This window comes from Paenibacillus nuruki, assembly GCF_963311185.1.
GTDB lineage: Bacteria > Bacillota > Bacilli > Paenibacillales > Paenibacillaceae > Saccharibacillus > Saccharibacillus nuruki.
Window position 1 is genome coordinate 1,566,033 of the sequence record NZ_OY725677.1, and the last position, 15,961, is coordinate 1,581,993.

Annotated in this window: 13 protein-coding genes; 5 read left to right on the forward strand and 8 right to left on the reverse strand. The window is 38.8% G+C overall.

Annotated elements, in window-relative coordinates; genetic code table 11:
• The first annotated feature begins 39 nt into the window (after positions 1-39).
• Entirely contained in the window at positions 40-450 is a 411-nt protein-coding gene (locus RCP16_RS07035) for a spore coat protein GerQ (RefSeq protein ID WP_308641996.1), read from the forward strand.
• A 109-nt stretch (positions 451-559) separates the two neighbouring features.
• Here RCP16_RS07035 and RCP16_RS07040 read toward each other — a convergent pair whose 3' ends face one another.
• From RCP16_RS07040 to RCP16_RS07050, 3 genes are read right to left on the reverse strand one after another with little or no spacing between them, the layout of a single operon-like run.
• Positions 560-1,948 carry an ABC transporter substrate-binding protein gene (locus tag RCP16_RS07040; RefSeq protein WP_069328812.1) on the reverse strand — a complete coding sequence of 463 codons (1,389 nt, stop codon included), beginning with the start codon at positions 1,946-1,948 and terminating at the stop codon, positions 560-562.
• 54 nt (positions 1,949-2,002) lie between these two features.
• Entirely contained in the window at positions 2,003-2,827 is an 825-nt protein-coding gene (locus RCP16_RS07045) for a carbohydrate ABC transporter permease (RefSeq protein ID WP_069328813.1), read from the reverse strand.
• Complete coding sequence (locus tag RCP16_RS07050; protein ID WP_137221829.1) at positions 2,824-3,750, reverse strand: carbohydrate ABC transporter permease; 927 nt, start codon at positions 3,748-3,750, stop codon at positions 2,824-2,826. The genes RCP16_RS07045 and RCP16_RS07050 overlap by 4 nt, the downstream gene beginning before the upstream one ends.
• Before the next feature lie 341 nt (positions 3,751-4,091).
• Between RCP16_RS07050 and RCP16_RS07055 the strand changes: the two genes are divergently transcribed.
• Positions 4,092-5,417, forward strand: coding sequence for a hemolysin family protein (locus tag RCP16_RS07055; RefSeq protein ID WP_069328823.1), 1,326 nt, complete (start codon positions 4,092-4,094; stop codon positions 5,415-5,417).
• A 293-nt stretch (positions 5,418-5,710) separates the two neighbouring features.
• Complete coding sequence (locus tag RCP16_RS07060; RefSeq protein WP_308642457.1) at positions 5,711-7,063, forward strand: MATE family efflux transporter; 1,353 nt, start codon at positions 5,711-5,713, stop codon at positions 7,061-7,063.
• Positions 7,064-7,211: 148 nt separating this feature from the next.
• On the opposite strand, the gene RCP16_RS07065 is transcribed toward RCP16_RS07060, so the two are convergent.
• Complete coding sequence (locus RCP16_RS07065; protein ID WP_273594068.1) at positions 7,212-7,991, reverse strand: TraR/DksA C4-type zinc finger protein; 780 nt, start codon at positions 7,989-7,991, stop codon at positions 7,212-7,214.
• 179 nt (positions 7,992-8,170) lie between these two features.
• On the opposite strand from RCP16_RS07065, the gene RCP16_RS07070 reads away from it, so the two are divergent.
• A complete protein-coding gene (locus RCP16_RS07070; RefSeq protein WP_069328815.1) occupies positions 8,171-9,313 on the forward strand; it encodes a zinc-dependent alcohol dehydrogenase in 1,143 nt (380 codons plus the stop codon).
• A gap of 182 nt (positions 9,314-9,495) precedes the next feature.
• Here the strand turns inward: RCP16_RS07070 and RCP16_RS07075 are convergent, their stop codons facing one another.
• Both RCP16_RS07075 and RCP16_RS07080 read right to left on the reverse strand, forming a co-directional pair.
• Positions 9,496-10,083: an imm11 family protein gene (locus tag RCP16_RS07075; RefSeq protein WP_308641997.1), complete on the reverse strand. Its 588-nt coding sequence runs from the start codon at positions 10,081-10,083 to the stop codon at positions 9,496-9,498.
• A 162-nt stretch (positions 10,084-10,245) separates the two neighbouring features.
• On the reverse strand, positions 10,246-11,478 hold the full coding sequence (locus tag RCP16_RS07080) for an aminopeptidase (protein ID WP_137221837.1): 1,233 nt from the start codon (positions 11,476-11,478) through the stop codon (positions 10,246-10,248).
• A 236-nt stretch (positions 11,479-11,714) separates the two neighbouring features.
• Between RCP16_RS07080 and RCP16_RS07085 the strand changes: the two genes are divergently transcribed.
• Positions 11,715-12,395, forward strand: a complete 681-nt coding sequence (locus RCP16_RS07085) for a serine/threonine protein kinase (RefSeq protein WP_069328818.1) — start codon at positions 11,715-11,717, stop codon at positions 12,393-12,395.
• A 113-nt stretch (positions 12,396-12,508) separates the two neighbouring features.
• On the opposite strand, the gene RCP16_RS07090 is transcribed toward RCP16_RS07085, so the two are convergent.
• Together RCP16_RS07090 and RCP16_RS07095 are read right to left on the reverse strand one after the other, a co-directional pair.
• On the reverse strand, positions 12,509-14,209 hold the full coding sequence (locus RCP16_RS07090; protein WP_069328819.1) for a methyl-accepting chemotaxis protein: 1,701 nt from the start codon (positions 14,207-14,209) through the stop codon (positions 12,509-12,511).
• A gap of 38 nt (positions 14,210-14,247) precedes the next feature.
• Positions 14,248-15,951: a methyl-accepting chemotaxis protein gene (locus RCP16_RS07095; protein ID WP_161594222.1), complete on the reverse strand. Its 1,704-nt coding sequence runs from the start codon at positions 15,949-15,951 to the stop codon at positions 14,248-14,250.
• Positions 15,952-15,961 lie beyond the last annotated feature (10 nt).

A 15,961-nucleotide genomic window follows, 5' to 3' on the forward strand; every position in this document is an offset into this window, starting at 1 on the left:
AGTATCTACCTATTTCAAAATATTGGGAGGAATGCAATCATGTTGACTCAACCTTATCGTCCGGTCGCTTATCGAACTGAGCACGGCTATGCTGGCATGGAACATATTCCGACTCAAATCAATAACTACATTTCATCGACTATTCGTCCAACGAATCTTTCAAATACAAGGACTACTGATCTGTCATTACATCAAAAGCTACAGAACAATCTAGGGAAAAACGGTATGTTCTATATGATCCCTGGTCGTGAAGTGATGCATAGCGACTATCGTGGCTTATTAGAAGCGACAGGAGAAGATCATATTGTTATTCGTGATCTCAATACCGGGCTACGTCATGTGCTACCGTTAACTTCATTAGATTATGCTGTGTTTATCGAACCTACAGGTGCATACACACATATTTCAGGGCAAACGCCTTCTATTCATGCACCATCATCACGGATGTAAAATAGATTAATACTAAAGTAAATAAAAGAAGCGCTAATCCAGTGGTTAAGAGCAACCATTGAACTAACGCTTCTTTTTTTGTGCTTACTTTTATTGGTTATGCAATTGCTTATGGGCTAACTGTATCATTATAATCTTTTAATTTCTGTGTGATCTGTGCAGCTGCATCGTCTAGCGCTGCTTGTGGTGATTTGGAACCGTTAAGTGCTTCTTCGATTGCTGTTTCTGTTAACTGACGAGCTTCAGTAAAGATGCCCATTACTGCACCTTGAGTAGCTGTATCAATTTTGGTATTGTGCAATTGATCTACAGCAGTCTCGAATTGTGGATATTTCTTCATGTTTTCTTTTACTAAATCTTCGTTATAAGCTGCTTTGGTAATTGGGAAGTAGCCTGTGTTTACATGCCAGTACGCTTGTTGTTCAGGTTCTGCTAAGAATTTGATAAATTTCCATGCCGCTTGTTGTTCTGCTGCGGATTTGTCATTCATAATCCAAAGACTTGCACCACCGATAACCACGCCACCTTTACCAATATCGCTAGAAGCCACTTTAGGCAATGGAGCCGTTCCTACTTCAAACTTACCTTCTGTGGAGCTGATCAATCCGCGAAGTGAAGCTGTACTATCCATTGTTACCGCTACTTGACCAGCAGCAAATGCTTTTTTCGTATCATCTGTTTTACGACCTAGATTAAGCATGTATTTCTCATCGATCAATTTTTTCCACCATGTTAAGAATTTTACACCCGGCTCAGAACCTAATTGAGATTCAGTTGCAAGTGCTGTACGTCCATTATCGTTATTCAACAATGTTGCATCTTGGCTTGCAAACATTTGTTCCATCAACCATCCGTAGATTGGTAATGACATTCCTGTTTGTCCATCTTTAGTCAATGCTTTAGCTGCTGCTTCCCATTCATCTAATGTTTTAGGAGGATTTTCTGGATCAAGACCTGCTTTTTTGAAAGCATCTTTGTTATAGTAGAAAATCGGGTTAGATGTATTAAAAGGCATAGAATACAGCTGATTATCAAAAGTATAGTATTTCAAAATGTTTGGTTCGAACTGTGAAGTATCAAATTTATCGGCATCGATAAATTGTTGCATCGGTGTGATCGCTTGAGAATCGATCATATAACGTGTACCTACATCATAAGTCTGAAGCATGGTAGGGCCGCTTCCTGATCCCATAGATGTTTTGAATTTGTTAATACTAGCATCATAATCGCCCTGGAAAATAGCTTCAACTTGAACATCTTTTTGAGAATCGTTGAACTTTTTAACTAATTCATCAACTACTTTATTCAAATCGCCACTCATCGAATGCCACCAGACTATTTTTACAGGACCTGTAGAAGTCTCACTTGCTGCATCAGCTGTTGTACCTGTAGCTGCTGTAGAGCCAGTTGTACTTTGACCTCCACCACAAGCTGCTAAGAATAAAAATAGGCATAAACTAAGCAAACTCCATGTTTGACGCGAACGATTGATTTTCATTTCTTTTCGTATTCTCCTTTTAGTTGAACAAATTTTGAAAAGATAATCTATGAGTTAGCCCTTCAGTGCACCTGCTGTTAGACCGCCTACAAGACGACCTAGACCTACAGCAAGAAGAACAAGAGAAGGGAGCATCACCAACACAATACCAGCCATAACAACGTTCCATGCGGTTACATCTGCAAATTGCAACATACTAATACCAATCTGAACCGTACGCATACTTTCACTATTCGTAATCAATAGTGGCCATAGATACATATTCCAGTGATTAAGGAAAGAATAGATCCCTAGTGTTGCAAGCCCTGGCATCGATAACGGCACAGCCAGTGAAGCGAAAATGCGAATATGTCCGCAACCATCTATTCGAGCAGCTTCCATTAATTCTTTGGGCAGTTGCAAGAAGAATTGGCGCATTAGAAATGTTCCAAAAGCTGTCGCTAGAAAAGGAACAGTTAATCCTTGATACGAATCAAGCCAGCCCCAACTACGAACGGTTAGATAGTTCGGAATCACAGTCACTTCCCACGGAATCATCATCGTAGCCATAAATAGACCGAATAAGATTTTACGACCGGGAAACCGTAGAAAAGCAAACGCATAAGCAGCCATACAAGAAGTAATCAGATTACCGACCGTAATAATACTACTGGTCAAAAAGCTGTTCACAATAAAACGAATAATCGGAATATTATTCATGACTGTTATAAAATTATCGATATGAATACCTGACGGTAAAAATCGTGGAGGATATGTAGCTGATTCCGATTCAGTCATAAATGAATTAGAAACGGCGATCCAGAAAGGCAAAAGTATAAGTGCCGCAGCCACAATCATAAAGAAGTAGGCTGTTCCTGTGCGCACTAGACCTTGTTTCATTGGTAATGCACCTTCTTTTCACCAAATTTGAATTGAATAAGCGTTAGAATTAAGATCATGGCGAATAAGACCAATGCTTGCGCACTTCCTGTCCCAAAACGGAAATTCATAAACGCATCTTGATATAAGTTATAAACAATGACATTCGTACTGTTCATTGGGCCACCTTTGGTCAGAATATTGATCTGTCCAAACGCTTGAAAAGAACCAATCATTGAGGTGACACTGGCAAAGAAAATGGTAGGCGAGATCAATGGTAAAGTGAGCTGTACAAAAGTACGCGTTGGACTAGCTCCATCCATACGTGCACTTTCATAGATATCTTCAGGTACGCCTTCCATACCACCTAATAATAGAATGAATAAGAATCCTAGATTCATCCAGATGGTCATAATCGAGATTGAGATCAAAGCCCAGTTCGGATCAGTAAGCCAATTGATAGTTGGTAAGCCAGCTATACTAAGGAAATAATTTAATGTTCCCAGTGTCGGATGAAATAGAACCATCCAAATGACAGAACCCGTACTCACCGATATCGCTAAAGGTAAAGCGAAAATAAAGCGGAAGATACGGCTACCGCGTATACGGCTTCGACAAAATGCAGCTAAGATCAATGCTAGGATCAATGTTGTCGGTACAGTAAACAACATAAATTGAGTAGTTACCCACAGACTGCTGAGAAAAGTATCTGATGTAAATAAATTTGTGAAGTTTTTGAACCCTACAAATTTGGCAACATCTCCGCGAGGTGTAGTGGAGTGTAGACTCAGATATACGGACTTGATCAGCGGATAAAAAAGGAATATACCGAACAGCAATATGGAAGGAGCTAAAAACATAGCTGCAAGTATATATTCATTCCAACGGCGAGTCTGACGGGGATAGCGCACGATAGAACGAGTTTTTCGAACAGAACGTTTCATTGAAACTACAGGCGTTTTATCCAAGTTAACACTTACCTCACTTTCATCTTTTGCTTACATGTTGTTCTTCTTGCTACGTGGTTCAGTATAAATACAGGATGTTAAGAGAAATGATTATCTATGTAAAAGATTTGTAATCGGATGAATAGAGCATTTGACGGGAGGGTTTGAGACGATATAATAAAGTAAGGAACATGTATAATCATACATAACTAAACGAAGGGAGTGAGGACACTTGGGAAAATGACGGTGCACGTGATGTGGCTGCAAATTCAAAAAACAAATATACGAAGGAGGTGAACCCGTAACTGTCTATCAATTTGACAGTACGGGATATACACTTGACTGACCCCTTACCCAGTTTACTTAATTTAGTTTTGGTGGCATTTCTGGTGATGCTCAATGGATTTTTTGTATCGGCTGAATTCGCAATGGTTAAAATTCGCAGTAGTCGATTAGAAACATTAGTCGATGGTGGTAGTAAAAGAGCGCGCTTTGCGCAAACGATCGTAAACAATCTGGATGCTTACCTTTCTGCTTGTCAGTTAGGGATTACACTTGCATCACTTGGATTGGGGTGGATTGGTGAACCGGCGATTGCTGACCTGATCAGACCTATATTTACGGCATTCGGCTGGAATAATGATGTAGCTGTACACACTGTCTCTATCGTTATTGCTTTTGTTGTGATTACGGTATTGCATATTGTACTTGGAGAGCTTGCTCCGAAGTCTCTAGCGATCCGCAAAGCGGAAGTCGTGAGCTTATGGACAGCAGCACCGATGCTCTTATTCCATAAAATGATGTATCCTTTTATCTGGGTGTTGAATGGCATGGCGAACGCTTTACTCAAAATGTTCGGTATTGCTCCGGTGTCTGAAGAAGATTCGGCTCACACAGAAGAAGAAATACGTATACTTATGAAGGAAAGCAACAAGAGCGGACTGATCGATAATACCGAACTGGCGCTGGTTGATAATATATTCGAATTTGCTGATACAACCGCCCATGAGATCATGATCCCACGTACAGAAATGATCTGTCTGAGTCTACACGGTTCCAAAGAGGAGAATTTGGAACTGGCTTTTGAAGGAATGCGTACTCGTTATCCGGTATGCGATGGCGACAAAGATCATATTGTCGGTTTTGTGCATATTAAAGATTTGATGCGTTATCAAAGTGTAGATTCAGCCAAATTGATCCGTCCCATTATAGCTGTACCTGAATCGATTAAGATTAGTGAACTGATGAAGCTGATGCAACGTGGCAAAACACAGATTGCTATCCTTATTGATGAATATGGTGGTACAGCTGGTCTAGTAACTCTTGAAGACATTATGGAAGAAATCGTCGGCGAAATTCAGGATGAATTTGACCATGAGCGTCCAGCTGTAGAACCTATTGATGAAATGACGTACTCCATTGATGGAATGATGTTAATTGATGAGATCAATACAAGGTTTTCACTGGATTTGGATTCGACAGAATACGATACCATTGGTGGTTGGCTGTATTCCCGGGTGGAATCTTTACCTCCACAAATCGGGCAAAGCGTGGCGCATGAAGGACATCTGTTAGTGATTGAAGAAACGGAACAGAAACGTATTTCAAGGGTGAAATTAGTGATCACGCAATTCGCAACAACTCATAATCAGGCAGGAGCCTGAACATCATTATAAGTAAAAAAGCAAATGACTTCTGTTATAGAAGTGGTTTGCTTTTTTGCTGTGTACATATACAATTTCTGTGACATAGAAGATCCAAGGGATGTGAAGCGATTTTTTTCGTTTGACATCCCTTTTTTTGATTTTAATCTAACAGTGTAAGTTTTTGTTTACAGATACCGATATCAATGATAATATCTAACACTGTAAGGCTTATCTAACGATGTTAGATAATAAATTTAAAAATGTAGCTTTGTTCGTTAGCACATAAATAAGAAGAGAAAGTAGTGATTCATATGGATGCCAAAAATCTTTATTATTTTGAAGAAGCTCCAATTGTAAAATCGGTTACTCATTTTGCTGTACCGATGATGTTAGGGATGTCGATGAGTGTTGTATATTCGATTTTAAATGCGTATTTTATTGGGACGCTTCATAATACAGCGATGCTAACTGCACTTGCATTAACATTGCCCTTATTTGCAGTGATTATGGCATTAGGTAATTTGATAGGGATAGGGAGTGGAGCATTTATCTCTCGATTGCTAGGAGAAAAAAGGTATAGTGATGTGAAGCATGTATCTTCATTTGCTTTTTACGTGAGTCTGATACTTGGCTTGATCGTTGTAGCTGTTGGACTTCCTTTTTTAGATCCAATCGTTCGATTTTTGGGAGCTAATGCAGAATCGTTCGCCTTCACCAAAGACTATGTGATGATTATGCTGGCGGGATCACCGTTTATTTTATTATTTTTTATGTTAGAAAATATCGTGCGTTCCGAAGGTGCAGCGAATACGTCGATGATCGGTATGATTCTGAGTGTTATTGTTAATATTATTCTTGATGTATTGGTCATTTTCGTATTTCATTGGGGAGTGATTGGAGTAGCTTCGGCTACCGTTATTTCAAATCTGGTAGCAAGTGCGTATTATGCCTTTCATATTGGATACAAAAGTCAATTTTTAACGATTTCAATTAAAGCGTTCAAAGTCACTAAAGAGATATCTAGTAATGTATTCAAAATCGGAGTTCCTGTTTTTATTATGAGTCTGTTTTTAGGAGCGATGTCGCTAATTTTTAATCGTTTTCTGATTGAATACGGGGAACAAGCTGTAGCCGGGTTTGGGATTTCATCACGTTTGTTGCAATTTCCTGAATGTATCTTAATGGGATTGTGTGAAGGTGTTGTACCGATGATTGCTTTTAATTTTGTAGCCAATAAAGAACGAATGAAACAGACCATTACTTTTACACTGAAAGCGATTATGGTTTTAGCTACTACTTTCGGGATTATCGTCTATTTTATTTCAGATCATTTAATAGGATTATTTACCAACGATATGCAATTGATTGAAATGGGTAGCTATATTTTGCATGTTACATTTTTATCTCTATTTATTACAGGAATTACCGTTTTGTTTACAGGGATTTTTCAAGCAACAGCTCAAGGTACGGCGGCATTTATTATGTCTATTATTCAAGGAATCACGTTAATTCCTGTGTTGTATATTGCTAATCAGATGAATGGGTTTCATGGGGTAGTCTGGTCACTTGTGATTTCAGATGTGGTTGCATTTCTAGTAGGGGCGATGATGCTCTATATATTGCGTAATAAGCTACAGCCTGATTTGGAAAGTATAGCAGTATAAAAGAAATTTTTTCACTATAGCAATAACTTTTGATACGAAAGAGAATAGTAAAAACCCCTCTTACCACAAAGATAAGAGGGGTCTTTACTTTATAGGATTGTTACATTATTATTCGTATCTCAAATAATGTATATCTCCGAAAATAATCTTAACGACGACGATCCGCTTCTTCGCTCTCAGCATCGATTTCTTCGTCATCTTCATTCACTTGTAATTCAGTATCGCCTTCGTCATCCGCTACATAACGATCCAAGTCTTCGCCGCGTTGTACATGACGTTGACCGCCTTCGATATCATTGCCAGCGAACTTCTCAATATCTTCTACAGTGCCGTTGTCTTTATTTTCTCCGCCTTCTGCAAGCTCATTATAGCTTTCTACATCACGTTGCGTAGACATTGCAGGCGAATCAGCTACACCGTATTCTTCGACAGCTTGCCATGCGCCAGCGTCATCGAATTTACCTGTATGACTTTGACGATTCTCTCCAGCACCTTTAGCCGCAGGAGTGATCAAGTCTTCTTCTACAGGACGGTAATCATTTACACCGCCGCCTTCTTCAGCACTTTCACCTACTAGCATTGTCGTGTATGGAAGAGCTTGTAGACGTTCAAAAGGAATCTCTTCGCCACTGATTTCACTGATTCCATACGTACCATCTTCGATACGTTGTAGAGCAGCATTGACTTGATCTAACTTCTCATCCATATTTTCATCAATCGCCATATCGCGTTCACGTTCAAATGTTTCTGTACCTAGATCGGCTGGATGATTATCTACAGAAGAAAGTTCACCTGTAGAATCAAGTTCGGATTCTACTTGACCATCTGCTGTATCATTTTCCATATTGAAATGGCGTTCCAATGCTTCTTTATCTTCTAATAAACTATTTTTTAATTCCTCAATTTGTGAAGATTTTAAGTGTTTCATTATGTGTTACCCCTCTCAAGACGAGTTATCGTAAATTTGTAGTATGTTTGTTAAATCGATGATCTATTCTCCATTTACCCCACTATGCTAATAATCAATCGCCTGTTAAGAAAAGGAAAAGTTTGGTTAATACAAAAATATCGACTCAACCACTATAATTTTGAAAGGGGAACATTAATGTGAAGGCACTAACATATCAAGGTAAACGCAAAGTAAAAGTTAAAGAGGTCGCAGATGCTAAGTTGCAGAAACAAGATGATATTCTGATTCGTGTAACATCTACATCGATTTGCGGATCTGACTTGCATATCTTTAACGGTGAAATTCCAGGTATGGAAGGCGATTATGTTATCGGTCATGAACCGATGGGAATCGTGGAAGAAGTAGGGCCTGAAGTAACCAAAGTGAAAAAAGGGGATCGTGTTATTATCCCATTTAACGTATCTTGTGGTGAATGTTTCTTCTGTAAAAACGAAATGGAAAGTCAATGTGATAACGCCAATGAAAATCCTGAAAAAGATACAGGCGCTATGTTCGGATATTCCAACACATACGGTGGATTTGCCGGAGGACAAGCCGAATACTTACGTGTACCTTATGGTAATTTCTTGCCTTTCGTGATTCCAGATCGCTTGGAAGTAGCAGACGAAGACGTTCTTTTCTTATCCGATGTTATTCCTACCGCGTACTGGAGTGTAGAAAGTGCTGGCGTGAAAAAAGGCGATACGGTGATTGTACTGGGTTGCGGTCCTATCGGATTGATTACTCAGAAATTCGCATGGCAAAAAGGAGCAAAACGTGTTATTGCTGTAGACCATGTTGAATACCGGTTAGCTCATGCGAAACGTACCAACAATGTAGAAACCGTCAATTTCAAAGAAGTCGGCGACGCAGACAAATACCTGTTGGAACTTACAAGCGGTGGAGCAGATGTGGTGATCGACTGTGTAGGTCTAGATGCAGAGAAATCAATGATGGAAAAAATCGAAACTACATTGAAGCTACAAGGCGGCGGCTTGGGTGCTTTAAATTTGGCGAGTAATGTTGTTCGCAAATTCGGTACGATTCAAGTAACGGGCGTATACGGCTTGAATTACAACCAGTTCCCATTCGGTCATCTATTTGAACGTAATATTCAGCTGAAAATGGGGCAAGCTCCAGTCGTTCATTACATGCCTGAGTTGTTCGACCAAATTCAAACAGGTAAATTCAGTGCTGCTGATATTATTACTCACCGTCTGTCATTAGATGAAGCAGAGCATGGTTATAATGTATTTGATAATAAAGATGAGAACTGTATCAAAGTTGTGCTCAAACCATAATAGATTATTATAACAGGTAAGCTCACTCCGAGTTGCTTGCATCAACAATCAAAAAAAGTGCTGATTCCTTTGGGAGTCAGCACTTTTTTGATAAGGAGGATAGAAGAGGATAGCTTATTTTGTAATTATTTACGATATAGAGTCTATTATTTTTTACCAGATTATCTAAGTTGCCTATTATATTAAGGTCTAAATTCACTTACAGGTGTCATATGAATTTTCAGCTTATGCTGTTTGATATCCTGATAAAGTGCTTCTGAAATAATAGGATTAGAAATATACGTATAATCGAGTGTGAACAATTCTGCTTCTCCAATTTTCTGTTCGTCTAATACGATTTTTTCGAATCCTTTGGCTATTCGGCGTGGTGGTTGATTGATAGAACGTAGAACCATAGCTTTGCCAGCATATTGAGATTGTTCATACTGGACAGCATCAAGCGCTTGTAACTTATGAGCAATCCAGTACGTTCCAGATACAGGTACATTATTATAATAGTGAACTTTTGTCGGCACAAATTGTGCAACCACTTTCCATTGTTCTAAAAGTTGCTTGAAAGCATCAGATATTACAGTAGCCCGTGTACCTGTATAGAAAAAATCCACATCCATTTTTCTCAAATTAAAATCTAAAGTAACATCAGCAGTAGTATGAGGTAGTAATTCTGTGTTGATCGGATCATAATAATCATCCAGCGCAGGTACAAATGTAGCTCCTCCTGAAATAAACCCTTTACGTGGATATTGATATTCCAAAATATAATACTCCATGACTTTATAAATTCCTTTCCGATATACAAATGATAATCTGTTCTATGTAGTCTAAATCAAAAGAGGATATCTGTAAAAGACCTGCCATTTATAAAATGACAGGTCTTTTATCCGTACTATAGTTGTTATTTTATTATTTCATAAATAATAACAAAGACTCAATTAAAATGCCCATTCGCCTTGACGGAATACTGGTTCTTTTTCGCCGTCTTTAGTGATACCATAGATATCCATTTCACCTGAACCGATCATAAAGTCCACGTGTGTCAGACTGTTATTAAGTCCACGTTCATTCAACTCATCACGGGATAATTCTTTACCACCGATCAAGTTAAACGCATACGCACTACCAATTGCAAGGTGATTCGAAGCATTCTCATCAAACAATGTATTGTAATATAGAATGTTCGATTGAGAGATAGGAGACTTGTGAGGCACAAGGGCAACTTCACCCAGATAATGAGAACCTTCATCCATATTGACTAGACGCTCTAATGTATCTTGTCCTTGTTCAGCTTCTACACCAACAATACGACCGTCTTTGAATGTTAATTTGAAATTGTCGATAATGTTACCACCATAACTTAAAGGCTTCGTGCTACTTACATAGCCGTTAACATCGCTCTTAAGAGGTGCAGTAAATACTTCTTCTGTTGGCATATTCGCCATAAATGAGAATCCACGCTCACTTGTGCTTTCTGCTGCTGCCCATAAGTGACCTTCAGGAAGACCAATCGTCAAATCTGTTCCTGGTGCAACATAATGAAGTTGTTTGTATGCTTTATCGTTCAGGTATTTGGACTTGGTATTTAACAATTCAACGTGTTTTTCCCAAGCTTCGATCGCATCGCCATTACCTACACGTACCGCTTTGAGAATCGCATCCCACATAGTAGACATTTGATCTTCTTTTGCTACATCAGGGAATACTTTAGCAGCCCAAGCTTCAGAAGGAACCGCTACGATAGACCAGCTTAATTTTTCAGATTGTACATACTCACGGTATTTCGCAAGTGCTTTATTAGCAGTCATTTGATACGTAGAAATGCGCTCAGGCTTCACACCTTTTAACAAATCAGGATCATCCGAGATGACATGCAAAATAGCTCCGCCATCTTCAGCAAGTTCTTCCATTTCAGCAGCATACCATTTTGGACCAATTTCAAAAGATTCATCTGGAGCCAGATCGTAGCGCATACGTGCGACTTGATCGTCACTCCAATTGACTTTAACAAGAACAGCACCAGCTTCATATGCTTTTTTGGTGACAATACGTACAAATTCAACAGCATCAATCGAAGCATTGATAACCAAACGCTGACCTGGCTGTATATTAACACCGACCCGTACCGCAAGTTCGGCGTACTGTTCTAATTTGATCTGAAAATCTGACATTGATAAATTCCTCCATTTCAAATACAAAAATGTGTCAAAGAATCATTTTATGATCCGTCTTATCTATTTTACAGGAATCTATTCGTAATGAAAACAAAATGTCGAAATGTATAAATTTCCATATCTAAAAATAAAATTTGGTTTCTTTAAAAAAATGGTCTAGAATACTGTATAAATTGTTATATTTATTATGAATCCGTAATTGGTTGATGTGAGGTAAGAGAGGGGCAATCTGGATGGTATCCGATTGGAGAGTAGCTGAAGAAGCGCTACGCCGTATAGGAGTAAGTGGTAGTGATGATAATGATCCTGTTGTTATATCCGGTTATGCGGATGGAGCAAGGTGTATAGGCATAGGAACAGATGCGGCTGTATTTACGTATGATCAAGTTCCAGAGTATGCGTTTAAGCTTTTTACACCTGAAGCAATTGATAAAATTCAATCTGAAGTCTTTGTATATGAGCGATTAGCAGGTTCACCGTATTTTCCGACTTGTTATGGTAGAGGAACGAACTATCTGGTCATGAGTTATGAAGAAGGGCCAACTCTTCAAGATTGCTTACTACAAGGAATAGAAGTACCAGAGCAAGTGATTTTGGATGTAGAAGCGGCTAGAGAGTATGTACGCAGTATTGGTCTGAATCCACGGGATATTCATCTTAAAAATGTCATTGTCCAAAATGGACATGCTAAAGTAATCGATGTATCCGAGTATATTCAAAAAGGCGATGATAAGCGTTGGGATCATCTGGTATGGGCTTATTATCAATTTTATAGCCGAATATCAGGTAAAAGTATTCCATCATGGGTATTAGATACGGTCAAAAATTGGTATTCTCGTCTGGGAAAAACCAATATCGATCTGGAAGAATTTGCGAAAAGAGCAGGCGAACTGTTCTCTAAATATATGAAATAACATAAGTAATAAAAAAAGAAGGAAGTTCTCTACATATACCGTAGAGAGCTTCCTTTTCAAATAAAGCAGACAGTTAAAAAGAAAATCAAAGACTCATAAGATCATATTCAAACTTAAAGTTTAAATCCAGCTAACAATTGTTGTAGATCTTCTGCAAGTGAAGAGAGGTAACGAGCCGATTCAGACACTTCTTCCATTGTAGATAATTGTTCTTCGCTGGCTGCGTTCATTTCTTGAATACCAGCAGAACCTTGTTCGGATAGAGCACTTAAATGTTCCATTGCTTCAGAGATTTGTTGAGATTGTACAGTGATAGAACCCACCATTAAGCGTGTACCACCAATTTGTTCTACCGTATCAGCTACGGCTTGACGAATCGCTTCGAAAGCGACATTGACACGTTCACTACTTTGAACACCTGCTTGTACATTGTTCACTGAAGTATGCACTTGTTCAACAGCTTTTTGACTTTCAGATTGAACGTCTGAGATCAAAGCGGTAATTTGTGTAGATGATTGGGCTGCACCTTCAGCAAGTTTGCGAATCTCATCCGCAACAACTGCAAATCCACGTCCAGATTCCCCGGCACGAGCCGCTTCAATCGAAGCATTGAGAGCAAGTAAATTGGTTTGTTTGGCAATTTGTTGAATTGCTTGCGAAGCTAAGCCGATTTCGTCTGATTTTTGATTTAAGCTAGTTAACACATTCAAATTATCTTGAATATTGCTTGCCAAATCATTGATCAAATGTGTAATTTCTTGAACTTCATTGATTCCATTTCCTGCGGTTTCTTCCATATGATTCGTAAGCACTTGAATATTTTTATTGCTTGTTTGCAATTGTTGCATTTTGTCAGTCATTTCATTGGTTGCATTAGTTACCTGGTTAACCGTCTCAACTTGAGATTCAAATCCAGTTGATAACTCACCAGAAGAAGTAGCGATATGAGAAGAAGCTTTTGCCGTTTGTTCGGCACTTGCTGTTAATTGTTCAGAAGAAGCCGATAATGTCATTGCACTTTCGTCGACTTTTTTCGTGATTTCACGAATACTGGATATCATAGTGTTGAAGCCAGCAGACAATTGACCGATCTCATCTTTAGATACATAGTCAGAATGAACGGTAAGATCACCATCAGATGCGTTAGTCATTAATAGTTGTACATTATTTAAAGGGCGTACAATTAAGCGTACGATCCAAGTTCCTAGTAATAGCGATACAATCAAGCCTATCGCAAAAAGAATACCTGTAATCCATTGAGATTGAGCATACTGTTGATCTGAATCTACTTTCGCATTGCCGCCTTCATCAATAAGATTGGTGCGCATAGCGTTAAGTACTTCATTTAATTGAGTACGCTGGTTACTTAGATTCGCATAAGCTTGAAAAGCTTGCTCATTCTCATTAGATGCTGCTAAAGCAGAAATATTGTCACGTTGTTCGGAAAAGGCTGTTGCTAAAGGAACCAATTCAGCCGCTAGCTTCTGATTTGCCGGGCTTAAAGCCATTTGACCCATTAATTCAAATTGTTCTTTGTTACTTGCAGTCGTTGCATTAATAAGATTGACTAGCGCTTTGTTAGCTGTTGGGTCCGTCGTCTGCATCAATTCAAGAAGATTAGCAGCACTATCCCCATAGTTCATAATAATTTGATCCATAATTGTTAGCGAGCGCATATTAACTTCATACATATTTGAAGCGACTTTGGACATTTTATTAGTCATCAATGTTCCTGTGGCGCTTAACATAATTAAGATTAGTAGGTTTACTACGATAAGAGTGATAATTTTGGTTCTAACTTTCCAGTTTTTCATGCTTTGTTCTCCTGACTGAATATGATTTAAAATCGTATTTATATTTTGAAGCGGGCAAGAGTCGTCTGTAAATTCTCAGCAAGATCCGCTAAATAGCGTGCCGCACTTGAAACTTCTTCCATCGTAGACAATTGCTCTTCACTAGCAGCACCTGTCTGTTGAATTCCCGCAGAACTTTCTTCTGATATCGCACTCACATGTCCCATGGCTTCAGCAATCGTCTCTGATTGTTTGGCAACTTCTTGAATCAATGAACCGGTACGAAGAATTTTCTCTGTTGTATTGCTAACCGAATGCTGAATCGCTTGAAATGCTGTATTGACACGAGTACTGCTTGCAACAGTGCTCTGGATGCTATCGGATGATTTGTGAACTTGTTCAACAGCCATATTACTATCATGTTGGATCGATTGAACCATATTTGAAATTAATTTGGATGAATCAGCTGTACTGGATGCAAGCTTGCGAATTTCTTCAGCAACCACTGCAAATCCTCGACCTGCATCACCTGCCCGAGCTGCTTCGATCGAAGCATTCAAAGCAAGTAGATTAGTTTGTTGAGCAATCTGCTGGATGGCAGAAGAAGCAATACTGATCTGGTTGGATTTATCATTCAAATTAGTCATGACCACTAGATTGTCTTGCATATCTTTAGCTATTTCCTGAATTAAATTCGTAATCTCAGTCACTTCACTTAATCCATTTTTAGCGTCATTGTTCATTTGTTCTGTCATTTGATTCACTTCATTACTAATCGCAGCTACATGTCCCATACGTTCATACATTGAACCAATGGACTGATTCACTTGGTTCACAGATTCTACTTGAGATTCAATACCTGTAGACATTTCATTAGTAGCGACAGCAATATGTTCAGCAGCTTGAGCAGTCTGATCTGCACTTGCTGTTAATTCTTCAGAAGAAGCTGATAATGTCATTGCACTTTCATCCACTTTGCGAATAATATCTTTCACATTATTGACCATAGCATTGAAGGATTGTGTAACCTGTCCAATCTCATCGCGAGATGTATATGTTCCTTCTACTGTAAGATCCCCTTCACCCGCACGACTCATCAATTCTTGTAGATGCTTCAGCGGGCGACTGATCGTACGACTGATCCATAAACCTAGTAATACAGAAAGAAGAGCACCTGCGATAAAGACAATAATTAATACTAATTTGGCAACAGAGGCTAGATGAACAGCTTCTTGATTGTTGATTTGAGCTTCTGACTTGAGCAAAGCATTAAGTTGTCTGGTCGTGTCATTCATTGCTATTCGTAATGGCTCTACATCATTTTGAAAAACGCGATACGCTTCGGTGTTGTTATTTTGTGAAGCATTTTGAAGAACTTCTTCAATTTTGGAAGTGTAATCCGTTAAAGATTGAGTGTAAGTATCATAAAGCTTGGTTGTTGCTGGACTGAGCTTGATCGTGCTCATATCTGTATATAAAGTTTGATTTTGAGTCAAACGTTCTTTAATAGAAGCATCTAATGCTGTATTGCGTTCATCGTCTGTCGTGATAATAAATTCAAGCAATGCAGCTTCGATCGTACGGTTATCAATAATGATCTGGCTAACATCGCTGATTGCTCTTACATTCTGGTTATACATTTCGTTCGATTCAGTAGACATTAGATCCGTTGTTTTGTAACCTGCAAATCCTATAACAATCATAAACAATGCACTGATTAACGTTAAACTGATAATTTTAGTTTGTACTTTTAAATGCTTCACCGGTACCATC

Excerpts from the sequence above, each read along its gene's own strand:
- RCP16_RS07035 (WP_308641996.1), top strand. The coding sequence starts at position 40 with ATGTTGACTCAACCTTATCGTCCGGTCGCTTATCGAACTGAGCACGGC.
- RCP16_RS07040 (WP_069328812.1), bottom strand. The coding sequence starts at position 1,948 with ATGAAAATCAATCGTTCGCGTCAAACATGGAGTTTGCTTAGTTTATGC.
- RCP16_RS07045 (WP_069328813.1), bottom strand. The coding sequence starts at position 2,827 with ATGAAACAAGGTCTAGTGCGCACAGGAACAGCCTACTTCTTTATGATT.
- RCP16_RS07050 (WP_137221829.1), bottom strand. The coding sequence starts at position 3,750 with ATGAAACGTTCTGTTCGAAAAACTCGTTCTATCGTGCGCTATCCCCGT.
- RCP16_RS07060 (WP_308642457.1), top strand. The coding sequence starts at position 5,711 with ATGGATGCCAAAAATCTTTATTATTTTGAAGAAGCTCCAATTGTAAAA.
- RCP16_RS07065 (WP_273594068.1), bottom strand. The coding sequence starts at position 7,991 with ATGAAACACTTAAAATCTTCACAAATTGAGGAATTAAAAAATAGTTTA.
- RCP16_RS07075 (WP_308641997.1), bottom strand. The coding sequence starts at position 10,083 with ATGGAGTATTATATTTTGGAATATCAATATCCACGTAAAGGGTTTATT.
- RCP16_RS07080 (WP_137221837.1), bottom strand. The coding sequence starts at position 11,478 with ATGTCAGATTTTCAGATCAAATTAGAACAGTACGCCGAACTTGCGGTA.
- RCP16_RS07085 (WP_069328818.1), top strand. The coding sequence starts at position 11,715 with ATGGTATCCGATTGGAGAGTAGCTGAAGAAGCGCTACGCCGTATAGGA.
- RCP16_RS07090 (WP_069328819.1), bottom strand. The coding sequence starts at position 14,209 with ATGAAAAACTGGAAAGTTAGAACCAAAATTATCACTCTTATCGTAGTA.